Raw genomic sequence first — 15,634 nt, 5'->3', positions numbered from 1 at the left:
ATCTAGCAACTCTATCTTGATGTGTCAACCCCTTTTCTACATTTTTTTCCGGAAACAGGATTTTAAGGTTGACATACAAAGGCTACATGTATTGACTAGCAAGCTTTTGATGATTTAGAAAATTACAAAAAAAAATTTTGTAGCAGGAAAAATCCTTCAACAAGAAGTCCATTTTTTATTTAAGCTTTTAGATATGGATTTTTATCTCCTTGTGCTCCACAGGTTATTCTAATGAGAGATAAAATTAACTGAAGTCCAGCCGAATGTCCACAATCTTAATTTTCAACCTATAGTGAGGAGGACTATTGCAAATACTCCTACGTCTGTCCCGGATAATTGATAATTTGAATGAGCTAATTGGACGTCTAACCTATGGTTTAGTCATACTAATGGTCTTAGTTGGTGTTTGGAATGTGATTGGACGCTATCTAGGTAGAAGCATTGGTCAAAACTTAACTTCCAACGCTTTTATAGAAATTCAGTGGTATATTTTTGACCTGGTTTTTCTCCTAGGTGGAGCTTATACTCTCAAACATAATGAACACGTTCGTGTAGACATTTTTTATACTAAGTGGAGTCCCAAAAGAAAAGCTCTAGCTAACCTAATTGGTACAATATTGTTCTTAATCCCCTTCAGCATTATTGTAGTGATAGTTTCCTGGGGTGCTGTTTTAAATTCCTGGGCTATCCTTGAAAATTCTCCTGATCCTGGTGGATTACCCCGTTACCCAATCAAAACAATGATTATAGTTAGCTTCGTATTATTATTTCTTCAAGGAATTTCTGAAGCAATTAAAAATTTTGCGGTCTTTACAGGTAAATTAGCCCCCTATCAGGAGTCTCATGAGTCTGAGTTTTGAATCTGAATTCCTTGGTCCATTAATGTTTGTAGGAGCATTAGTTTTACTTTCCTTTGGTTATCCTGTAGCTTTTTCCCTAGGTGGAGTAGCAATAATCTTTGGTTTAATAGGTATTGGTTTAGGAGTTTTTGACCCTATATTTCTCACTGCAATGCCCCAAAGAATTTTTGGCATTATGGCTAACTATACTTTGTTGGCTATACCATACTTTATTTTTATGGGAGCAATGTTGGAAAAATCTGGCATTGCAGAACAACTACTCGAAACTATGGGAATATTGTTTGGTCGAGTTAGGGGTGGTTTGGCTCTGGCAGTTGTTCTTGTGGGCGCTCTTTTAGCTGCTACTACTGGTGTAGTTGCTGCTACTGTAGTGGCAATGGGGTTAATTTCTTTACCTATTATGTTGCGGTATGGGTATAACAAAGAGTTGGCTACAGGTGTAATTGTGGCTTCAGGGACTTTAGGTCAGATTATTCCCCCTAGTGTGGTTTTGGTAGTATTGGCAGACCAACTGGGAATTTCTGTCGGCGATCTGTTTATTGGTTCTATTTTGCCTGGTTTAATAATGGCAGGAACTTTTGCTCTTCATGTTTTGATTGTTTCTTTTATACGACCAGACTTAGCTCCAGCTTTACCAGCAGAAGTACGAAAAATTGGAGGGAAAACTCTAGGGCTAAGGGTGCTAACTGTAATGATTCCACCATTACTATTAATTTTATTGGTTTTGGGTAGTATATTTTTTGGTATTGCTACACCGACAGAAGCTGGTGCTGTAGGATGTGTAGGGGCGATCACTCTTGCTATTTTTAAAGGTAAATTTAGTTGGACTTCCTTAAGAAATGTATGTGATGTAACTCTCCGTACAACTACTATGGTGATGTTTATACTTTTGGGGTCAACTGCTTTTAGTCTAGTTTTTCGAGGAGTGGAAGGCGATCGCTTTATGTTTGACTTACTTTCTAATCTTCCTGGTGGTACGACTGGTTTTTTAATTGTCAGTATGGCAATAGTTTTTTTTCTTGGTTTTTTTATTGACTTTTTTGAGATTGCTTTTATTGTTGTACCTTTATTTGTACCTGTTGCACAACAACTTGGTATTGACTTAGTTTGGTATGGTGTTATCTTGGGAGCTAATCTCCAAGCATCTTTTTTAACACCTCCCTTTGGTTTTGCTCTATTTTACTTGCGAGGTGTAGCACCTTCAGAGGTGACTACTGGTGAAATATATAGAGGTGCTATTCAGTTTATTCTACTTCAGTTATTGGTTTTAGTGCTGATTATTACTTTTCCTGGCATTGTTAACTTCCTACCCTCATTGAGTGGATAAAGATTTTATCCGACAATATTGATAAATTATAGATAATAACTTATACAAAATATATAATAATTCTCTAAAATGCTACTAGGTTTAACTCCATTATTAAGTATCTATAACTAAGTACCAAACCGACCTCAAGAATAGCAGTTTCAGAAAATGCTTCTACATAAATTAGACTGCTTGAGTAGTTAAAGGAGACCTTGATTTAGCAATAGAGAAGTATTAAATATGGGAGTTTTCTGTAACTTCCCACTGCCTAATTCTTAGTACCCTATTTTTGTCATTCCTTTTTTATTCTAATACCAATTCACTTTAAAGATGTCATAAATAGTTTTAAAGCATATATGTGAAGTAATCTGAGGAAATTACTGTAGTGTCAAAGTTTTGATTCTACAAAATAAGCTGGTGTGCATTGCAAAGAGTTATTGTTCTGTGCCTAGTTAGAATCAAAACCCTTCTGAATTCTTACTTGCTAAGACGAATTTAAAATGCTTCTTAGCTTATTAATGCATGACTTTTGACTTCCGTGAAACAGTATAACTATACTTTATATGAATTTAGTTAGTATCTAATAGAGCCTATAAAAAAGTCAAAATTTTTCTTATGCCTGATAACTAGAGATTTGACAAATAGATTTTTTTGAAACAGAGTTAGTATGACTTTAGGTTTTAATTATAATATAATTCATCTTCCTGATTTTTTTTATCCTTTAATACTTGCCGATAATTATGACTGAAGTTACTAGTAAAATTTGTGAAACTTAGTCTTGGGTATTTTGAATAACTCTTGACTAGAAACCATATAATCTCAAATAATTAAAAATTTTTCTCAACTATTGCATAAATTAAGGAACTTAATATATACTAATTCTTAACTTCAGTCTATAAGAAGTTATTGAAAATAAGTCTAGTTCAAAAGGGAGATATTAGTATGTCAAAAGAATTTGATGTTCAGCAAGCTCGGCCTAGTAAAATTCAGGTAGAGGTAAAAGATATTCTACAAAATTCACTAGGCAAAAACTGGGAAACAGCATTAAATTTTGACGCAGATGGTGGTGACCGTAACTTTGACGCAGATGGTGGCGACCGTAACTTTGACGCAGATGGTGGCGACCGTCATCATTAATTAATAGTTAAACATTTAAGTATTTGAATTTTTGTCTTAAATGTTTAGAGGGGTTAAGATTTACCTATTATTCCTATCTTAACTAGCCATGTAAGTTTGAACAGGTGACAACTGAAAAATATAATGGTAAAAGCTTCACCCCTTTATTTATAAATATACTGACATACAAATCTCAGAATATAAAACTTTAACTAATTTGATAGGAGTAATAATAGCAGTAGTTTTGAGATGTATTCAAGCTAAGAGAAAAAAATCAAAATAATTAGTTGCTTATGGTGATAAAGTGTCCCCGTTAATTGAGGTATTTGTTAATATAAGAAAATTAATAATTCCTGAATAAACCCACCTATAAAATAATAGGATTCAGTTGACAACAAAATTTATTTTATAGACAAGTTAAGGCAAAGGTAAGTTTTGATAAATCTATAATGTACTGGAAAAATTCTTAACTTAACAATCTTATCCTATAAATATCAAAAATTAATAGAAAAGATTCTCGATTATGTCATGTCTAACACATTTAATACAACCACTAGACCAAGAAGAATTTCTACAAAATAACTGGACTAGGAAAGCGATCGCTATCTCTAGTAAAGGACAGAGAAATTTTACAGACCTATTTTCATGGGAAAAACTCAACCATCTATTGAACTTTCATCAAATAGAATATCCCGATCTGCGCCTTGCATTTGATGGAAAAGTTCTGGAGGCAAAGGAAAATAGAAATCTTACCCAATGGTGTCAGAAAGGTGCGACCTTAATCCTAGACCAAATCCATAAAAGGGTTCCAGAAGTTTCTTTATTTGCTTCAAAACTTAACTATGAGTTAGGATACCCAACTCAAGTCAATGCTTATTGTTCTTGGTCTAGTAAAAAAGGATTTTCTAAGCACTACGATACTCACGATGTATTTATTTTACAAGTAGAAGGAAGTAAGCAATGGTATGTCTATACTGACACGTTCAAATATCCATTGCCAAATCAAAAATCATCTTCTTTGACACCACCCGAAGAAGAGGCATATTTAAGTTGTATTTTACATCCAGGAGATGTACTTTATATACCTCGCGGACATTGGCATTATGCACTGACAAAAGAGGAACCATCTATTCATCTTACTTTAGGTGTTCAGTGTCGAACAGGTGTAGATTTATTAGAATGGTTAATTGGTCAATTACAATACAGAGAAGAGTGGAGAAGAAGTCTACCTTTAAGAATAGATGAGACTTCTTTTAATGTCGGTGTTGAAAATTTAATTCAAGACTTAACAGAGTATATCAATAATAACAATATTAGCGAAGAATATAATAAATACTTGGATGGTTTAGAAAAACCTGTTGAGCAATATAACTTACCATATCAAGCTGGATTTCATATTTTTCATAGGGGCGTTGATACTAAATTTAAAGTCTCTCAGTTTCAACGTTTAAAAATTTCCAAAATGGCTGATGATGATGGATATCAAATTTTAGTTTCTGGTAAAGAAGTATCTATTAGAGGAGTGCCAGAATATTTAGTAAAAAATTTATTTAGTCAAGAAATATTTACTGGAAAAGATGTCATAAATTTGCTTCCTGACTATGACTGGGAAATAGATATTATACCCATGTTATCAAAGCTAGTCAGTGAAAGAGTTATTTTTGTAGAATCAGGGTTTTAGATAGGAATATATTTTTTAGCACTGATGTTTATTAAGGAGGTAAATATTATGAATATAAAAATCTAGTCTCCACCACAAAATTATATATTCTACGAGTAGCAAAAAATCAAGTTAAAACTTATTTGATTGAGAAATATTTACTGGTAAATATCCCATAAATTGTCTGGTTTAATCTGAGTGCTAAATAGATGTGCTTTGTATATTATTGAAAATAGTTAATTAAAGAGCTATTTTTTGAGAGTTTGGAGTTAAAACATGAATAAATTTTCTTATACTGATGTTTATTAAGGAGATAAATACGATGAATATCAAATTATAGTTTTTAGTAAATAATTGTCTATTAGAGTAGTGTCATAATATCAAGTTAAAAATATATTTAGTTCCAAGGCATTTGCTAGATAAATATCTACTAATCTATCTACCTAATTAGAACTTTTAAAGAAACATTATACCAATGTTATTGAAGCTAGTTAATGAAAGAGTTATTTTTGTATAATCTGGAGTTTAAACATGAATACATTTTTTTGTGCTGATGCTTGCCGAAAAGCAGATGAAGATATTATTGGGAGTGGTACAAATTATTCAGTATATATACTGATAGAATGTCCTTACCCTTGGGAATATAATGCTTTTGAATCTCGTTTTCTCCCAGAAAATTTAGAGGTTTTGATGGCATCAGTCAATAAATCTAAATTGTCAGTCAGATTTTTACTGATTACTCAAAATCAAAATTACAGACAAAATAACAGAAAGATTTTAATCTATGAAAAAGAGCAAAGCTCATTTATCAATGGTTATAAAAAATATGAGTTTGACGTAGACCATCCTGAAAAAATAGCTCCAATTATTCAAAAATATTTAGCGGGGGATAATTTAGATACTAAGACTCAAAATCCTCAAACAAGAGATATATTAGTTTGTACTCATGGTAGCCATGATAAGTGTTGTGCTAAATATGGTAATCCGTTTTATACGGAAGCTAAAAAAACTATTTCTCAATTAGGTTTAAAAAATACAAGAATTTGGAAAGCAAGTCACTTTGGTGGTCATAGATTTGCACCTACTATGATAGACTTTCCTGATGGTAGATATTATGGCTTACTCAATAGAGAATCCTTTAGTTCAATATTACTACGAGCTGGCTGTATTCAGTCATTGAAAAGAGTATATCGAGGATGGGGAATTTTGCCAACTTCTATTCAAGTATTGGAAAGAGAACTTATGCTCCGCCACGGTTGGGAATGGTTCGAGCATGAAATTAATCTTTTACATTTGGATATAAATTCCGATAAAACAGTAATTAAAACTGAATTAGCAGTACTTCAACCAAATAATTCTACATATATTTGTCAAGCAAAGCTAGTTAAAGATGAAAGTAAAACTGTTCAGCTCAAAGGTTCTTGCGGTGCAACTAAAGAGTCCGAATTTACCAAGTATTACATAAACAATCTTAAATTCAAAATTGAACGTAAAATTGCTGAGGCAATGCCTATTACTCGGAAGAAAGCAAGTTAAAGTACATAAATTTGTGGGGTATTCCTAAAAATTGGAATACTTCATCAGTTTCCATAAAGCCTACTCTTCTATAGAATTGATAGGCACTAATACGAGTCATTACTCTCAAAGATTCTAGTTGTTTTTGCTTGGCAATTTCAATAATTTTTTTGATTAAAGCTGTACCTACTCCCTGAGATTGAAATTCAGGTAAAACTGCAAGATATGCAATACTTCCTAATTTTGTAGATAATTGTCGCAGTCTAGCTGAACCAATAATTTTTTCCTCACAAACAGCAATAAAATGTAGAGAATCATCATCATCATCATACTCATCTTTTTCTGTTCCTTTTTCCATATTCATTGGCTTTCTTAAAACTAACCAACGTTGATAATAAATTTCCTCTTTTTCTAGTTGGTTTTGAATTAAACTAGTCTTAAAATCTAACATTTTTCAATCATAATTAATTAGAAGCGATCGCTATTTTATCTAAAATTTTTATTTAGGGGTTGCTAAATAAAATTTGACAATTGACAACTGATAACTGGAAATACTCATAACGAACTAAGATGAAAAGGGAAGAATTATTAAAGATTTACTAAAGCCAATAAACAATTTTTATGCTATCAAAAATAATGGATATCAATGTCAGAAAAGGTAGTAAAGGAATGTCAGCAGGTACACAAAATTAATTACACACTTAGTCAAGCTGAATTGATTATCCTGTAAATATTACATATAATTGGAATAGGTAAATAATTTTGTTTAGCTACTTAGTTAAATAATTGTATAACTATTAGCTACTATCAACCCTAAATATTGAGTTTTCAGCAGACTCTACTTAGACCAAGCTGGATGAGATAATATAGAAGAAAACATTCGTACTCCACGCAGTAAATTAGATAGAGGTAAATGACCTTTTGGCGCAGTCAAATTCCAGGTAAATTCATTAGGATATCTTGTCCAAGTATTACCATTTTTCCAGCCTATTTTTGGTAGTAACTTATCCCAATTTTTGTTTACTCCCAACCAAATTTCTCTCTGTACAGAATAGCCAAATTTTCCTTCCGAATAAACTAACCACATAGCATTAATAGTTTGCATATCTGGAATTGGAATACTATCTACCTCTGAAAAATAAAGCCATTTTCTTTGTGTTGCTGCTTCTCCTGCTAATTCACACAATTTTTGCATAGTTAATTTATCAGCTTCTAAAAAATCTTGATGAGCTAATTTTATTTGTAAGTGAGTATAATCAATATTAGATCCTGAATTGATTGGCACAACTCCTAGAGGAAAATGTTTCTGTATAAATTCATTAACTTTCGATGAATTTACTTGACGCAAAACTTGATATATTTTTCCCTCGACTATAGTAGGTGAATCTGATTTTTTATTTTGCAAAAATTCCATGAGAATCTCTAAACCTTGCCCCCCTGTTTCTGCTAAACTAGGAATTACCTGTAACTGTTTTTTTTCGGAACCAGATTCTAATTGAGACTGAAGTTCAGGTATATTTAATGAAGCGTTTTCTGTAGAATTAATATTTGATTCTGTCATAAAATTATTATGTATTTCAATGCTTGGAATTAATTGAGAATTATCATTATTTATTGATGGTGTAAAATACGATTAATAATTGCACTAGTAGAAGTCGGAACTTCTATTTGAACTAAAGAGATTTTACCACCATAACTTTTAACTTTTGGAGCTTCAGGCAATGTTTCGATAGAATAATCCCCACCCTTAACATAAATATCCGGTTTAAGCCGTTCTATAACATTAGTAGCAGTAGTTTCATTAAAAATTACTACTCCATCAACTGGTTTCAGAGCTACTAAAACTTCAGCTCGTTGGTATTCTGGGACAATTGGCCTCATAGGATATCCCTCTTGTTGGGGCTTAATATTTTGAACTGATTGATCGCTATTCAATCCTACTACGAGCGATCGCCCCATAGACTTAGCTGCGCATAAATAGCGAATATGTCCACAATGAACTAAGTCGAAGCATCCATTTGTAAATACTAAAGGTCGCCAAAAATTGGGTTGAGAATTAATTAGCTGTTCTAGTTGGGTCAAATTATAGATACCAGGAATCAGTTTTTGGGAATCCATTTTTTAATATTTACAAGTCTTCTTCAGTAGGTGGTTTATGTCCATGTTCAAAAGCATAACGAACCAACTGAGAACGATTTTCTAAATTTAGCTTTCTCATTATTTTACTCAAATGAGTTTGTACAGTTCGAGGACTAATAAACAAGCGATCGCTAATCTGCTTATTTGTCAAGCCCTGAGCAACTTCCCAAAATACCCTTTCTTCTGCTGGAGTTAGAGGTAGTGGTTCAGGAGCTGCTTCAGGTTGTACTTTTGCCATATACTCTTCAGTAAGCCGCTTCATTTCCAAAGAAATCCGACTAGAACGAGCTAATTGAGCCTCAATTTTTGCTACTAACTCCCGCATTTCAAAAGGCTTATTTATATAATCATCTGCCCCCATAGATAAGCCTATAATTCTGTCTTCTAATTCTCCCTTACTAGACAAAAATATAAAAGGTATTAACTGACCTAAATTACTAGCTCGTAAACGTTGACAAAATTCTAAACCATCCATTTCTGGCATCATTATATCTGAAACAATTAAATCAGGTTCTTGTTGTTCCAGTATTGATAGTGCATCTAAAGCAGAATTTGCATCTGTTACTTCATATCCTTGAAATTCCAGGTGTCGCTTGAGAAGATTTCTCAAACTATCTTCATCATCTACAATTAATATTTTTTTCTTTTGATCATTTCCTAATTTTTCTTTCACTACTAATTGAATCCTCCCAATTTCCCCATTATCATTAATATCATATTAATAATATTGTTTATATTTACAGGACTTAATTTATATTTACAGGACTTAAGTATACCTAATACGGAAACCAAGTTTTTTTTTATAGTAGATGTCTATTATTTAAACCAAAGATTTCTCATTGTAACCGGGTTATCATCGGTAAGTCATATATTTATTAATGTTTGCATTGATGTTTGGCTTTAAATATGACAATTGCAACTTTTACAACTATTAATTTTGCTGTAATTTATTTAATTTATTTAATTTATTCTTGATTTTTAGTAATTTTTTACAAAAATCAATATTCTTTTTAATGTTTTGTTTTAAATCTTAGTTTAACTTATTTGAATATTAGTAAATTTTAGTCTAAAAAAGTCAAGACGATATGGTTAAACAAGAAAAAACATTAGACCTTTAAAATAGTATAGTAAATCAACAAAATCAGATTTCTCAAGAACAGGTTTAACTTAATCCATTATAGGCTAGCATTGTACAATAGATGGTTCTGTCCCATAAATTTAAAAATAATAGTAAATAGGACTGACGCATGAGAAACCCGGTTGCTAGGAAAAATTTTTGGTTTAAACAACCAAAATCTAGGAAAAAAAAAGTTTCTGGATTTGAGTGAGTAAGTCCTGAGTAAAGACAAAAAGTCTGATGGACTATGGTTCAACTCTGTCATAATTGTAAAAACAGACTGCTATTTATCAGATCGGGAAAATATATTTCCGCCATCAGCAATAGAGTGCATCCTCAACATTTCAGACCCACTATATCCAGTGAACTATAACTTAGAACTCAGAAGAATCCCATGAAAGCAACAAATATCCGTCAATATTCCTCAATAGCTTCTAAGACTCTTACGATAGTAGGAGTAATTATGATTTTGTCCTCTCTACTTGACTTTATAGTTTTATCAATTCCATTTAACATCAGTAGTAGAGCATGGCAAATTGGTCTAGCGACCCAAATAGTAGATCGGGGGATCATTCCTATGGTAGGAATGGCCTTATTAGTCACAGGCTACTGGGTAAGCAGTAATTCTGGCCTTCAAGATACTTCAACACCGTCAATATTAGATTTGAGATTTTGGGCACTTTTACTAGCTAGCTTATTAGGACTGGTGTATCTATTACTATTTCCTGTCCACTTAAATAATACAAGTCAAGCAAGGGCTGAGGCTATTCAACGCATAGATCAGCAAGCAAGCCAAGCAGAAACACAACTAGAAGCTCGTATTGGTAGTAGTGAATTTAAAAATCAGATCCAGCAAAGGCGAAGTCAATTAAAAAATCAAATTACTAATTTACTAGCAGATGAAACTAGGTTAAATGAAGCATTAGAAAATGAACAATTACCAAGTCAAGTAAAAAGCTTACTAGAACAATCAAAAGATAATCCTCAAGCTATCGATGAATTTCTGAATCGTCAAGCAGAACAATTACCAAATCAGCTTTTAACTCGAATTCGTAGTCGTAAGCAAGAATTAGAAGAGCAGGCTAATAGAAATTCTTTTAAATCTAGTCTCAGAACAGGTCTTAGCAGCTTACTTTTAGCAGTAGGCTATATTATGATTGGTTGGACAGGATTAAAAAATATGGGAATTATTAAAGGTAAAGGGCGTCGTCAAAATCCTGCTAGATAATTACAAAGTAATATCTCACAATAATAGAGATGACTTTAATAATTAGGAAAAGCAGTAAGAGCAAATTATTATAGATATAAGTGTAAACTTAAACCTTATGCTCAATGCCCTACGAATTGGATACCTATTTAATTTAATTACCCAATTTTATCTTCATTTCAACTTTGGTTGAAGACCCGCGATCTCCATTCTTCTTTTTATTCCCCCTTTCAAAAAGCATAGGGGGGATTGATAAAAACCAATAAATCTTGAGGTTTTACAGACTATTTATTAAAATGTAAATATTGCATAAATAATAATTTAAATGTTTGAAAAAGCCTACAAATTTAGGTTTTACCCAACTAAGCAGCAAGAAAATTTGCTAGGTCCGAAAACAAGTAGGTATTGACTTAGGAATCAATTGCCTATCAACTATCATTGAAGGAGAAAAAGTAGCTAACCCGAAGAATTTAAACAAATTACACAGAAAACTAAGGTTAGCTCAAAAATCATTCAACTATAAGACTAAAGGTTCCAATAACTATCAAAAAGCACGGCTAAAATTAGCAAAAATACACACCCAAATTAAAGATTCAAGGCTAGACTATACCCATAAACTGACTACCCAACTCATCAGGGAAAATCAAACTGTTGTAGTTGAGGACTTAGCATTTAAGAATATGGTCAAAAACCACAACCCACCCTCATCCCCTCCCAGGAGGGGAGCAAGAGGGGTCAGTAGTGACGCTAATTGGGCAGAAATAATCAGGCAATTAGAGTACAAGGCCAAATGGTACTGAAGAGAATTGATAAAAATTGACCGATATTTTCCCAGTTCTAAACGTTGTTCTAATTGTAGTTATGTAGTGGAAAAATTACCTCTAAATATCAGAGAATGGGATTGTCAGTCCTGTGACATTCACCATGATAGGGACATAAACGCCGCAATAAACATTTTGGCTGCTGGGCTACTAGTGTTAGCGCCAGTCACTCATTGGGGAAACCCCCGAGACTGCCCTGGCTTGTCTGTAGAGCGACTGTAAGACCTGAAGAGAGTAAATCACGGAAGGCAGGTGCTATGTTTCGCTTTCCTACGGAATGCTAACGCAAACGCGACATGAAAAGCGTTAGCGTTAGCGTAGCTCCTCCGCAGGAGGCAGCTCCTCTGCAAGAGGCAACAGAAAGCTTCCTACTAGGGATGTTAGGGAATCCCGCCCTGTATCGTGAGAGCAGCGTCGGGAAGATGTCAACAAAGAGCAATTACTAAAATTCATCGAATGTTCTCAATTTATATACTGACTTACAATGAAGAAATAGATATCGCTGCTTGTATTGAGTCAGCAATGCTGTCAGATGACATTATAATAGTTGATTCCTTGAGTAGCGATAGAACTATAGAAATAGCCCAATCTTATCCTGTAAAAATAGTCCAACACAAATTTGAAAGCCATGGACGACAGCGAACATGGATGTTACAGGAAGTTCCGGCCAAATATGAGTGGGTTTATATCCTAGAAGCGGATGAACGGATGACCCCAGAGCTATTTAACGAATGCCTAAAAACAATCCAAAGTCAAGAATACATTGGGTATTACGTTGCAGAACGAGTATTATTTATGGGAAGTTGGATTCGCTACAGCACCCAATATCCCCGCTACCAGATGCGACTATTTCGCAAGGATAAAGTTTGGTTTAGCGACTATGGTCACACAGAACGAGAAGAGTGTGATGGCCCTACAAGTTTTTTGCAAGAAACTTATCCCCACTATACCTGTAGTAAAGGTATTTCCCGTTGGATAGAAAAGCACAATCGTTATTCTACAGATGAAGCGAACGAAACAGTTAAACAACTAGAAACAGGAAGCATCTCTTGGAAAAACCTATTTTTTGGTGGTTCTGAAGTAGAGAGACGACGCGCCCTCAAAGACTTTTCCCTGCGCTTACCCTTGAGACCAATAGTTCGCTTTATATATATGTATATTTTTCTCAGAGGATGTCTTGATGGCCAAGCTGGATTAGCTTGGTGTACCTTGCAAGCTTTCTACGAATATCTCATACTAATTAAAGTCTGGGAAATAAAAAATATGCCTGTACCATCATTAACTTCAGCTATCGATGCCAAGCCAAAATTGGAAATAGAGGCACAAGGGTGAAATAGAACTTAACAATCGGAGTAACTGCTAAATAATATATTAGTTGAGTTGTTGAGTTGAAATATAGGTTTAAAAGTAGCTTTACCATCCAAGGTTAATTAACAGTTACTAATTTGTTAACAAAAGCCAACAAATACTAATAATTACTGCTGAAAAGGAGCTGGTTCAGGTGAAAAACTAGGCCACTAAACAGCTTCTATCCTTAATTCCTTGCCTCTAGGCTGGTCAAGCTATTACTCCTATTTTTTCCAATGCCTATAACCAAAACTAAAAAAACAAAACTGTTTGTGAAAAAGTCTTGCAGATATTAGGTGATACTCCTTGAGTAGGTCAATCCTATTGTGCATTATTAAGAAATGGCTTACAAAATTGTATCCGCTGATTAATAGCTGAAAAAAAAGTACAGGTAAGTTCAAACTTCATCATCAAAAATACCCCAGTTACAACCGCAAATCTACACCAGAATCTGAGTAAATAAAATATGCATCTAAGCGAAATTACTCATCCTAACCAGTTGCACGGTCTTTCAATTCATCAACTAGAAGAAATTGCTAGACAAATACGAGAGAAACATCTAGAAACAGTAGCCACAAGTGGAGGCCATCTAGGTCCAGGGTTAGGAGTTGTAGAACTTACATTGGGTCTCTACCAAACTCTTGATCTAGATCGGGATAAAGTTCTCTGGGATGTAGGCCACCAGGCTTATCCCCACAAAATTATTACAGGTCGATATAACAATTTCCATACCTTGCGACAAAAAGATGGGGTTGCAGGTTATTTAAAACGTTGTGAAAGTAAATTTGACCATTTCGGCGCTGGTCATGCTTCTACCAGTATCTCTGCTGGTTTGGGCATGGCCTTAGCTAGAGATATGAAGGGAGATAACTTCAAAGTAGTTTCCATTATTGGGGATGGTGCTTTAACTGGTGGTATGGCTTTAGAAGCTATTAACCATGCAGGTCATTTACCCAAAACTAATATAGTAGTTGTGCTAAATGATAACGAGATGTCCATCTCCCCTAACGTAGGTGCTATTTCTCGCTATCTCAACAAAATGCGTCTATCCCCGCCGATGCAATTTCTGAAGGATAACCTGGAAGAACAATTCAAACATATTCCTTTTGTTGGAGAAACCTTTACACCAGAAATGGAACGCCTCAAAGAAGGGATGAAACGTTTAGCAGTTTCAAAAGTGGGGGCTGTAATTGAAGAATTGGGCTTTACCTACATGGGTCCTGTTGATGGGCATAATTTAGAAGAACTAATTACAACTTTCCAACAAGCGCATCAAATTCAGGGGCCTGTGTTAGTTCATGTTGCCACAACTAAGGGTAAGGGATACACAGTTGCTGAAGAGGATCAAGTTGGCTATCACGCTCAAAGTCCCTTTAATCTAGCTACTGGTAAAGCTAAACCAGCAAGTAAGCCTAAGCCTCCTGGCTATTCTAAAGTGTTTGCCCATACCTTGGTTAAACTTGCTGAAAACAATCCTAAAATTATCGGTATTACTGCCGCTATGGCAACTGGTACAAGTCTTGATAAACTTCATGCTAAGTTGCCAAAACAATATATTGATGTTGGTATTGCCGAACAACACGCGGTTACTTTGGCCGCAGGATTAGCTTGTGAAGGAATGAGACCAGTCGCTGCTATTTACTCAACTTTCCTCCAACGAGCTTTCGACCAAATTATCCATGATGTCTGTATTCAGAAGTTACCTGTTTTCTTCTGTTTAGACCGTGCTGGAATTGTGGGTGCAGATGGTCCGACCCACCAGGGAATGTATGATATTGCCTATTTACGTTGTATCCCAAATATGGTAGTAATGGCGCCTAAAGATGAGGGTGAGTTACAACGGATGGTGGTCACTGGTATTGAATATACAGATGGGGCGATCGCTATGCGTTATCCTCGTGGTAATGGTTATGGCGTGCCTCTAATGGAAGAGGGTTGGGAAGCTATTCCTATTGGTAAGGGTGAAATTCTGCGGAATGGTGATGATGTACTGATATTGGGCTATGGTTCTATGGTACATCCAGCTATGCAAACTGCAGAAATTCTCAGCGAGCATGGTGTTGCAGCTACTGTGGTAAATGCTCGTTTTGTCAAGCCTTTAGATACGGAATTAATTTTGCCTTTGGCACAACGTATTGGTCAGGTTGTGACTATGGAGGAAGGTTGTTTGATGGGTGGTTTTGGTTCGGCAGTTACGGAAGCATTGATGGATAATAATGTGCTTGTACCTGTGTTACGTTTGGGTGTACCGGATAAGTTGGTAGATCATGCTAAACCTGATGAGTCGAAGGCTGATTTAGGTTTGACTCCTTCTCAGATGGCAGAACGTATTTTGCAGAGTTTGAAGCCTAAGTTATCCACTGTTAACGTTTAATATTTTTGTTGGAAGTTTTAAATAGACTTCTGGTGAAAAATTAATTTAGGGAGATTCTATGGAATCTCCCTACAATTTTTTCTCTACAAGGCTTATTTCCTGATCTTATTTAATTTTTATTCTTAAGTAGAAAAAGCAAAATTTATATAAAAGGGGAAAGAATGGACAACGC

Annotated in this window: 15 protein-coding genes; 11 read left to right on the top strand and 4 right to left on the bottom strand. The window is 34.5% G+C overall.

Features of this window, described 5'->3' with window-relative positions:
* The first annotated feature begins 305 nt into the window (after positions 1-305).
* The 5 genes from ACP6PL_RS09740 (at position 306) to ACP6PL_RS09720 (ending at position 6,478) form a co-directional block, all read left to right on the top strand.
* A complete protein-coding gene (locus ACP6PL_RS09740; RefSeq protein WP_426544970.1) occupies positions 306-860 on the top strand; it encodes a TRAP transporter small permease subunit in 555 nt (184 codons plus the stop codon).
* Positions 844-2,187, top strand: a complete 1,344-nt coding sequence (locus tag ACP6PL_RS09735; protein WP_426544968.1) for a TRAP transporter large permease — start codon at positions 844-846, stop codon at positions 2,185-2,187. The genes ACP6PL_RS09740 and ACP6PL_RS09735 overlap by 17 nt, the downstream gene beginning before the upstream one ends.
* A gap of 921 nt (positions 2,188-3,108) precedes the next feature.
* Positions 3,109-3,303 (top strand): hypothetical protein, encoded by a 195-nt coding sequence (locus ACP6PL_RS09730; RefSeq protein WP_426544966.1) that lies wholly within the window; start codon positions 3,109-3,111, stop codon positions 3,301-3,303.
* 502 nt (positions 3,304-3,805) lie between these two features.
* A complete protein-coding gene (locus ACP6PL_RS09725) occupies positions 3,806-4,963 on the top strand; it encodes a cupin domain-containing protein (protein WP_426544964.1) in 1,158 nt (385 codons plus the stop codon).
* Between the two features lie 510 nt (positions 4,964-5,473).
* Positions 5,474-6,478 carry a sucrase ferredoxin gene (locus ACP6PL_RS09720; RefSeq protein ID WP_426544962.1) on the top strand — a complete coding sequence of 335 codons (1,005 nt, stop codon included), beginning with the start codon at positions 5,474-5,476 and terminating at the stop codon, positions 6,476-6,478.
* On the opposite strand, the gene ACP6PL_RS09715 is transcribed toward ACP6PL_RS09720, so the two are convergent.
* The 4 genes from ACP6PL_RS09715 to ACP6PL_RS09700 all read right to left on the bottom strand — a co-directional run bounded on the left by ACP6PL_RS09715 (position 6,456) and on the right by ACP6PL_RS09700 (position 9,269).
* A complete protein-coding gene (locus ACP6PL_RS09715) occupies positions 6,456-6,908 on the bottom strand; it encodes a GNAT family N-acetyltransferase (protein WP_426544960.1) in 453 nt (150 codons plus the stop codon). The two genes, ACP6PL_RS09720 and ACP6PL_RS09715, sit on opposite strands and share 23 nt — an antisense overlap.
* Positions 6,909-7,295: 387 nt before the next feature.
* Entirely contained in the window at positions 7,296-8,018 is a 723-nt protein-coding gene (locus ACP6PL_RS09710) for a GUN4 N-terminal ARM-like repeat domain-containing protein (protein WP_426544958.1), read from the bottom strand.
* Positions 8,019-8,068: 50 nt separating this feature from the next.
* Complete coding sequence (locus tag ACP6PL_RS09705; RefSeq protein WP_426544956.1) at positions 8,069-8,575, bottom strand: adenylyltransferase/cytidyltransferase family protein; 507 nt, start codon at positions 8,573-8,575, stop codon at positions 8,069-8,071.
* A 10-nt stretch (positions 8,576-8,585) separates the two neighbouring features.
* Positions 8,586-9,269, bottom strand: coding sequence for a response regulator transcription factor (locus ACP6PL_RS09700; protein WP_426544954.1), 684 nt, complete (start codon positions 9,267-9,269; stop codon positions 8,586-8,588).
* 838 nt (positions 9,270-10,107) lie between these two features.
* Here ACP6PL_RS09700 and hpsJ-B point away from each other — a divergent pair.
* From hpsJ-B to dxs, 6 genes are all read left to right on the top strand, one after another.
* Positions 10,108-10,941: a hormogonium polysaccharide biosynthesis protein HpsJ gene (gene hpsJ-B, locus ACP6PL_RS09695; protein WP_426544952.1), complete on the top strand. Its 834-nt coding sequence runs from the start codon at positions 10,108-10,110 to the stop codon at positions 10,939-10,941.
* Between the two features lie 304 nt (positions 10,942-11,245).
* Positions 11,246-11,329: a helix-turn-helix domain-containing protein gene (locus tag ACP6PL_RS09690; protein WP_426544980.1), complete on the top strand. Its 84-nt coding sequence runs from the start codon at positions 11,246-11,248 to the stop codon at positions 11,327-11,329.
* Positions 11,325-11,720, top strand: coding sequence for an RNA-guided endonuclease TnpB family protein (locus ACP6PL_RS09685; RefSeq protein ID WP_426544978.1), 396 nt, complete (start codon positions 11,325-11,327; stop codon positions 11,718-11,720). Before ACP6PL_RS09690 ends, ACP6PL_RS09685 begins: the two co-directional genes overlap by 5 nt.
* Positions 11,721-11,726: 6 nt before the next feature.
* Positions 11,727-11,963: a zinc ribbon domain-containing protein gene (locus tag ACP6PL_RS09680; RefSeq protein WP_426544950.1), complete on the top strand. Its 237-nt coding sequence runs from the start codon at positions 11,727-11,729 to the stop codon at positions 11,961-11,963.
* A 234-nt stretch (positions 11,964-12,197) separates the two neighbouring features.
* Positions 12,198-13,073, top strand: a complete 876-nt coding sequence (locus ACP6PL_RS09675) for a glycosyltransferase family 2 protein (protein ID WP_426544948.1) — start codon at positions 12,198-12,200, stop codon at positions 13,071-13,073.
* A 481-nt stretch (positions 13,074-13,554) separates the two neighbouring features.
* Entirely contained in the window at positions 13,555-15,462 is a 1,908-nt protein-coding gene (dxs, locus tag ACP6PL_RS09670; RefSeq protein WP_426544946.1) for a 1-deoxy-D-xylulose-5-phosphate synthase, read from the top strand.
* The last annotated feature ends 172 nt before the right edge of the window (positions 15,463-15,634 follow it).

This window comes from Dapis purpurea BLCC-M126 (genome assembly GCF_050015975.1).
Taxonomy (GTDB): domain Bacteria; phylum Cyanobacteriota; class Cyanobacteriia; order Cyanobacteriales; family Microcoleaceae; genus Trichodesmium.
Note: the sequence above shows the minus strand (reverse complement) of the source record. Positions and strands in the feature narration are given on the sequence as shown.

Coding starts and splice junctions, on each gene's coding strand:
- ACP6PL_RS09735 (WP_426544968.1), top strand. CDS start 844: ATGAGTCTGAGTTTTGAATCTGAATTCCTTGGTCCATTAATGTTTGTA.
- ACP6PL_RS09730 (WP_426544966.1), top strand. CDS start 3,109: ATGTCAAAAGAATTTGATGTTCAGCAAGCTCGGCCTAGTAAAATTCAG.
- ACP6PL_RS09725 (WP_426544964.1), top strand. CDS start 3,806: ATGTCATGTCTAACACATTTAATACAACCACTAGACCAAGAAGAATTT.
- ACP6PL_RS09720 (WP_426544962.1), top strand. CDS start 5,474: ATGAATACATTTTTTTGTGCTGATGCTTGCCGAAAAGCAGATGAAGAT.
- ACP6PL_RS09715 (WP_426544960.1), bottom strand. CDS start 6,908: ATGTTAGATTTTAAGACTAGTTTAATTCAAAACCAACTAGAAAAAGAG.
- ACP6PL_RS09710 (WP_426544958.1), bottom strand. CDS start 8,018: ATGACAGAATCAAATATTAATTCTACAGAAAACGCTTCATTAAATATA.
- ACP6PL_RS09705 (WP_426544956.1), bottom strand. CDS start 8,575: ATGGATTCCCAAAAACTGATTCCTGGTATCTATAATTTGACCCAACTA.
- hpsJ-B (WP_426544952.1), top strand. CDS start 10,108: ATGAAAGCAACAAATATCCGTCAATATTCCTCAATAGCTTCTAAGACT.
- ACP6PL_RS09690 (WP_426544980.1), top strand. CDS start 11,246: ATGTTTGAAAAAGCCTACAAATTTAGGTTTTACCCAACTAAGCAGCAA.
- ACP6PL_RS09675 (WP_426544948.1), top strand. CDS start 12,198: ATGTTCTCAATTTATATACTGACTTACAATGAAGAAATAGATATCGCT.
- dxs (WP_426544946.1), top strand. CDS start 13,555: ATGCATCTAAGCGAAATTACTCATCCTAACCAGTTGCACGGTCTTTCA.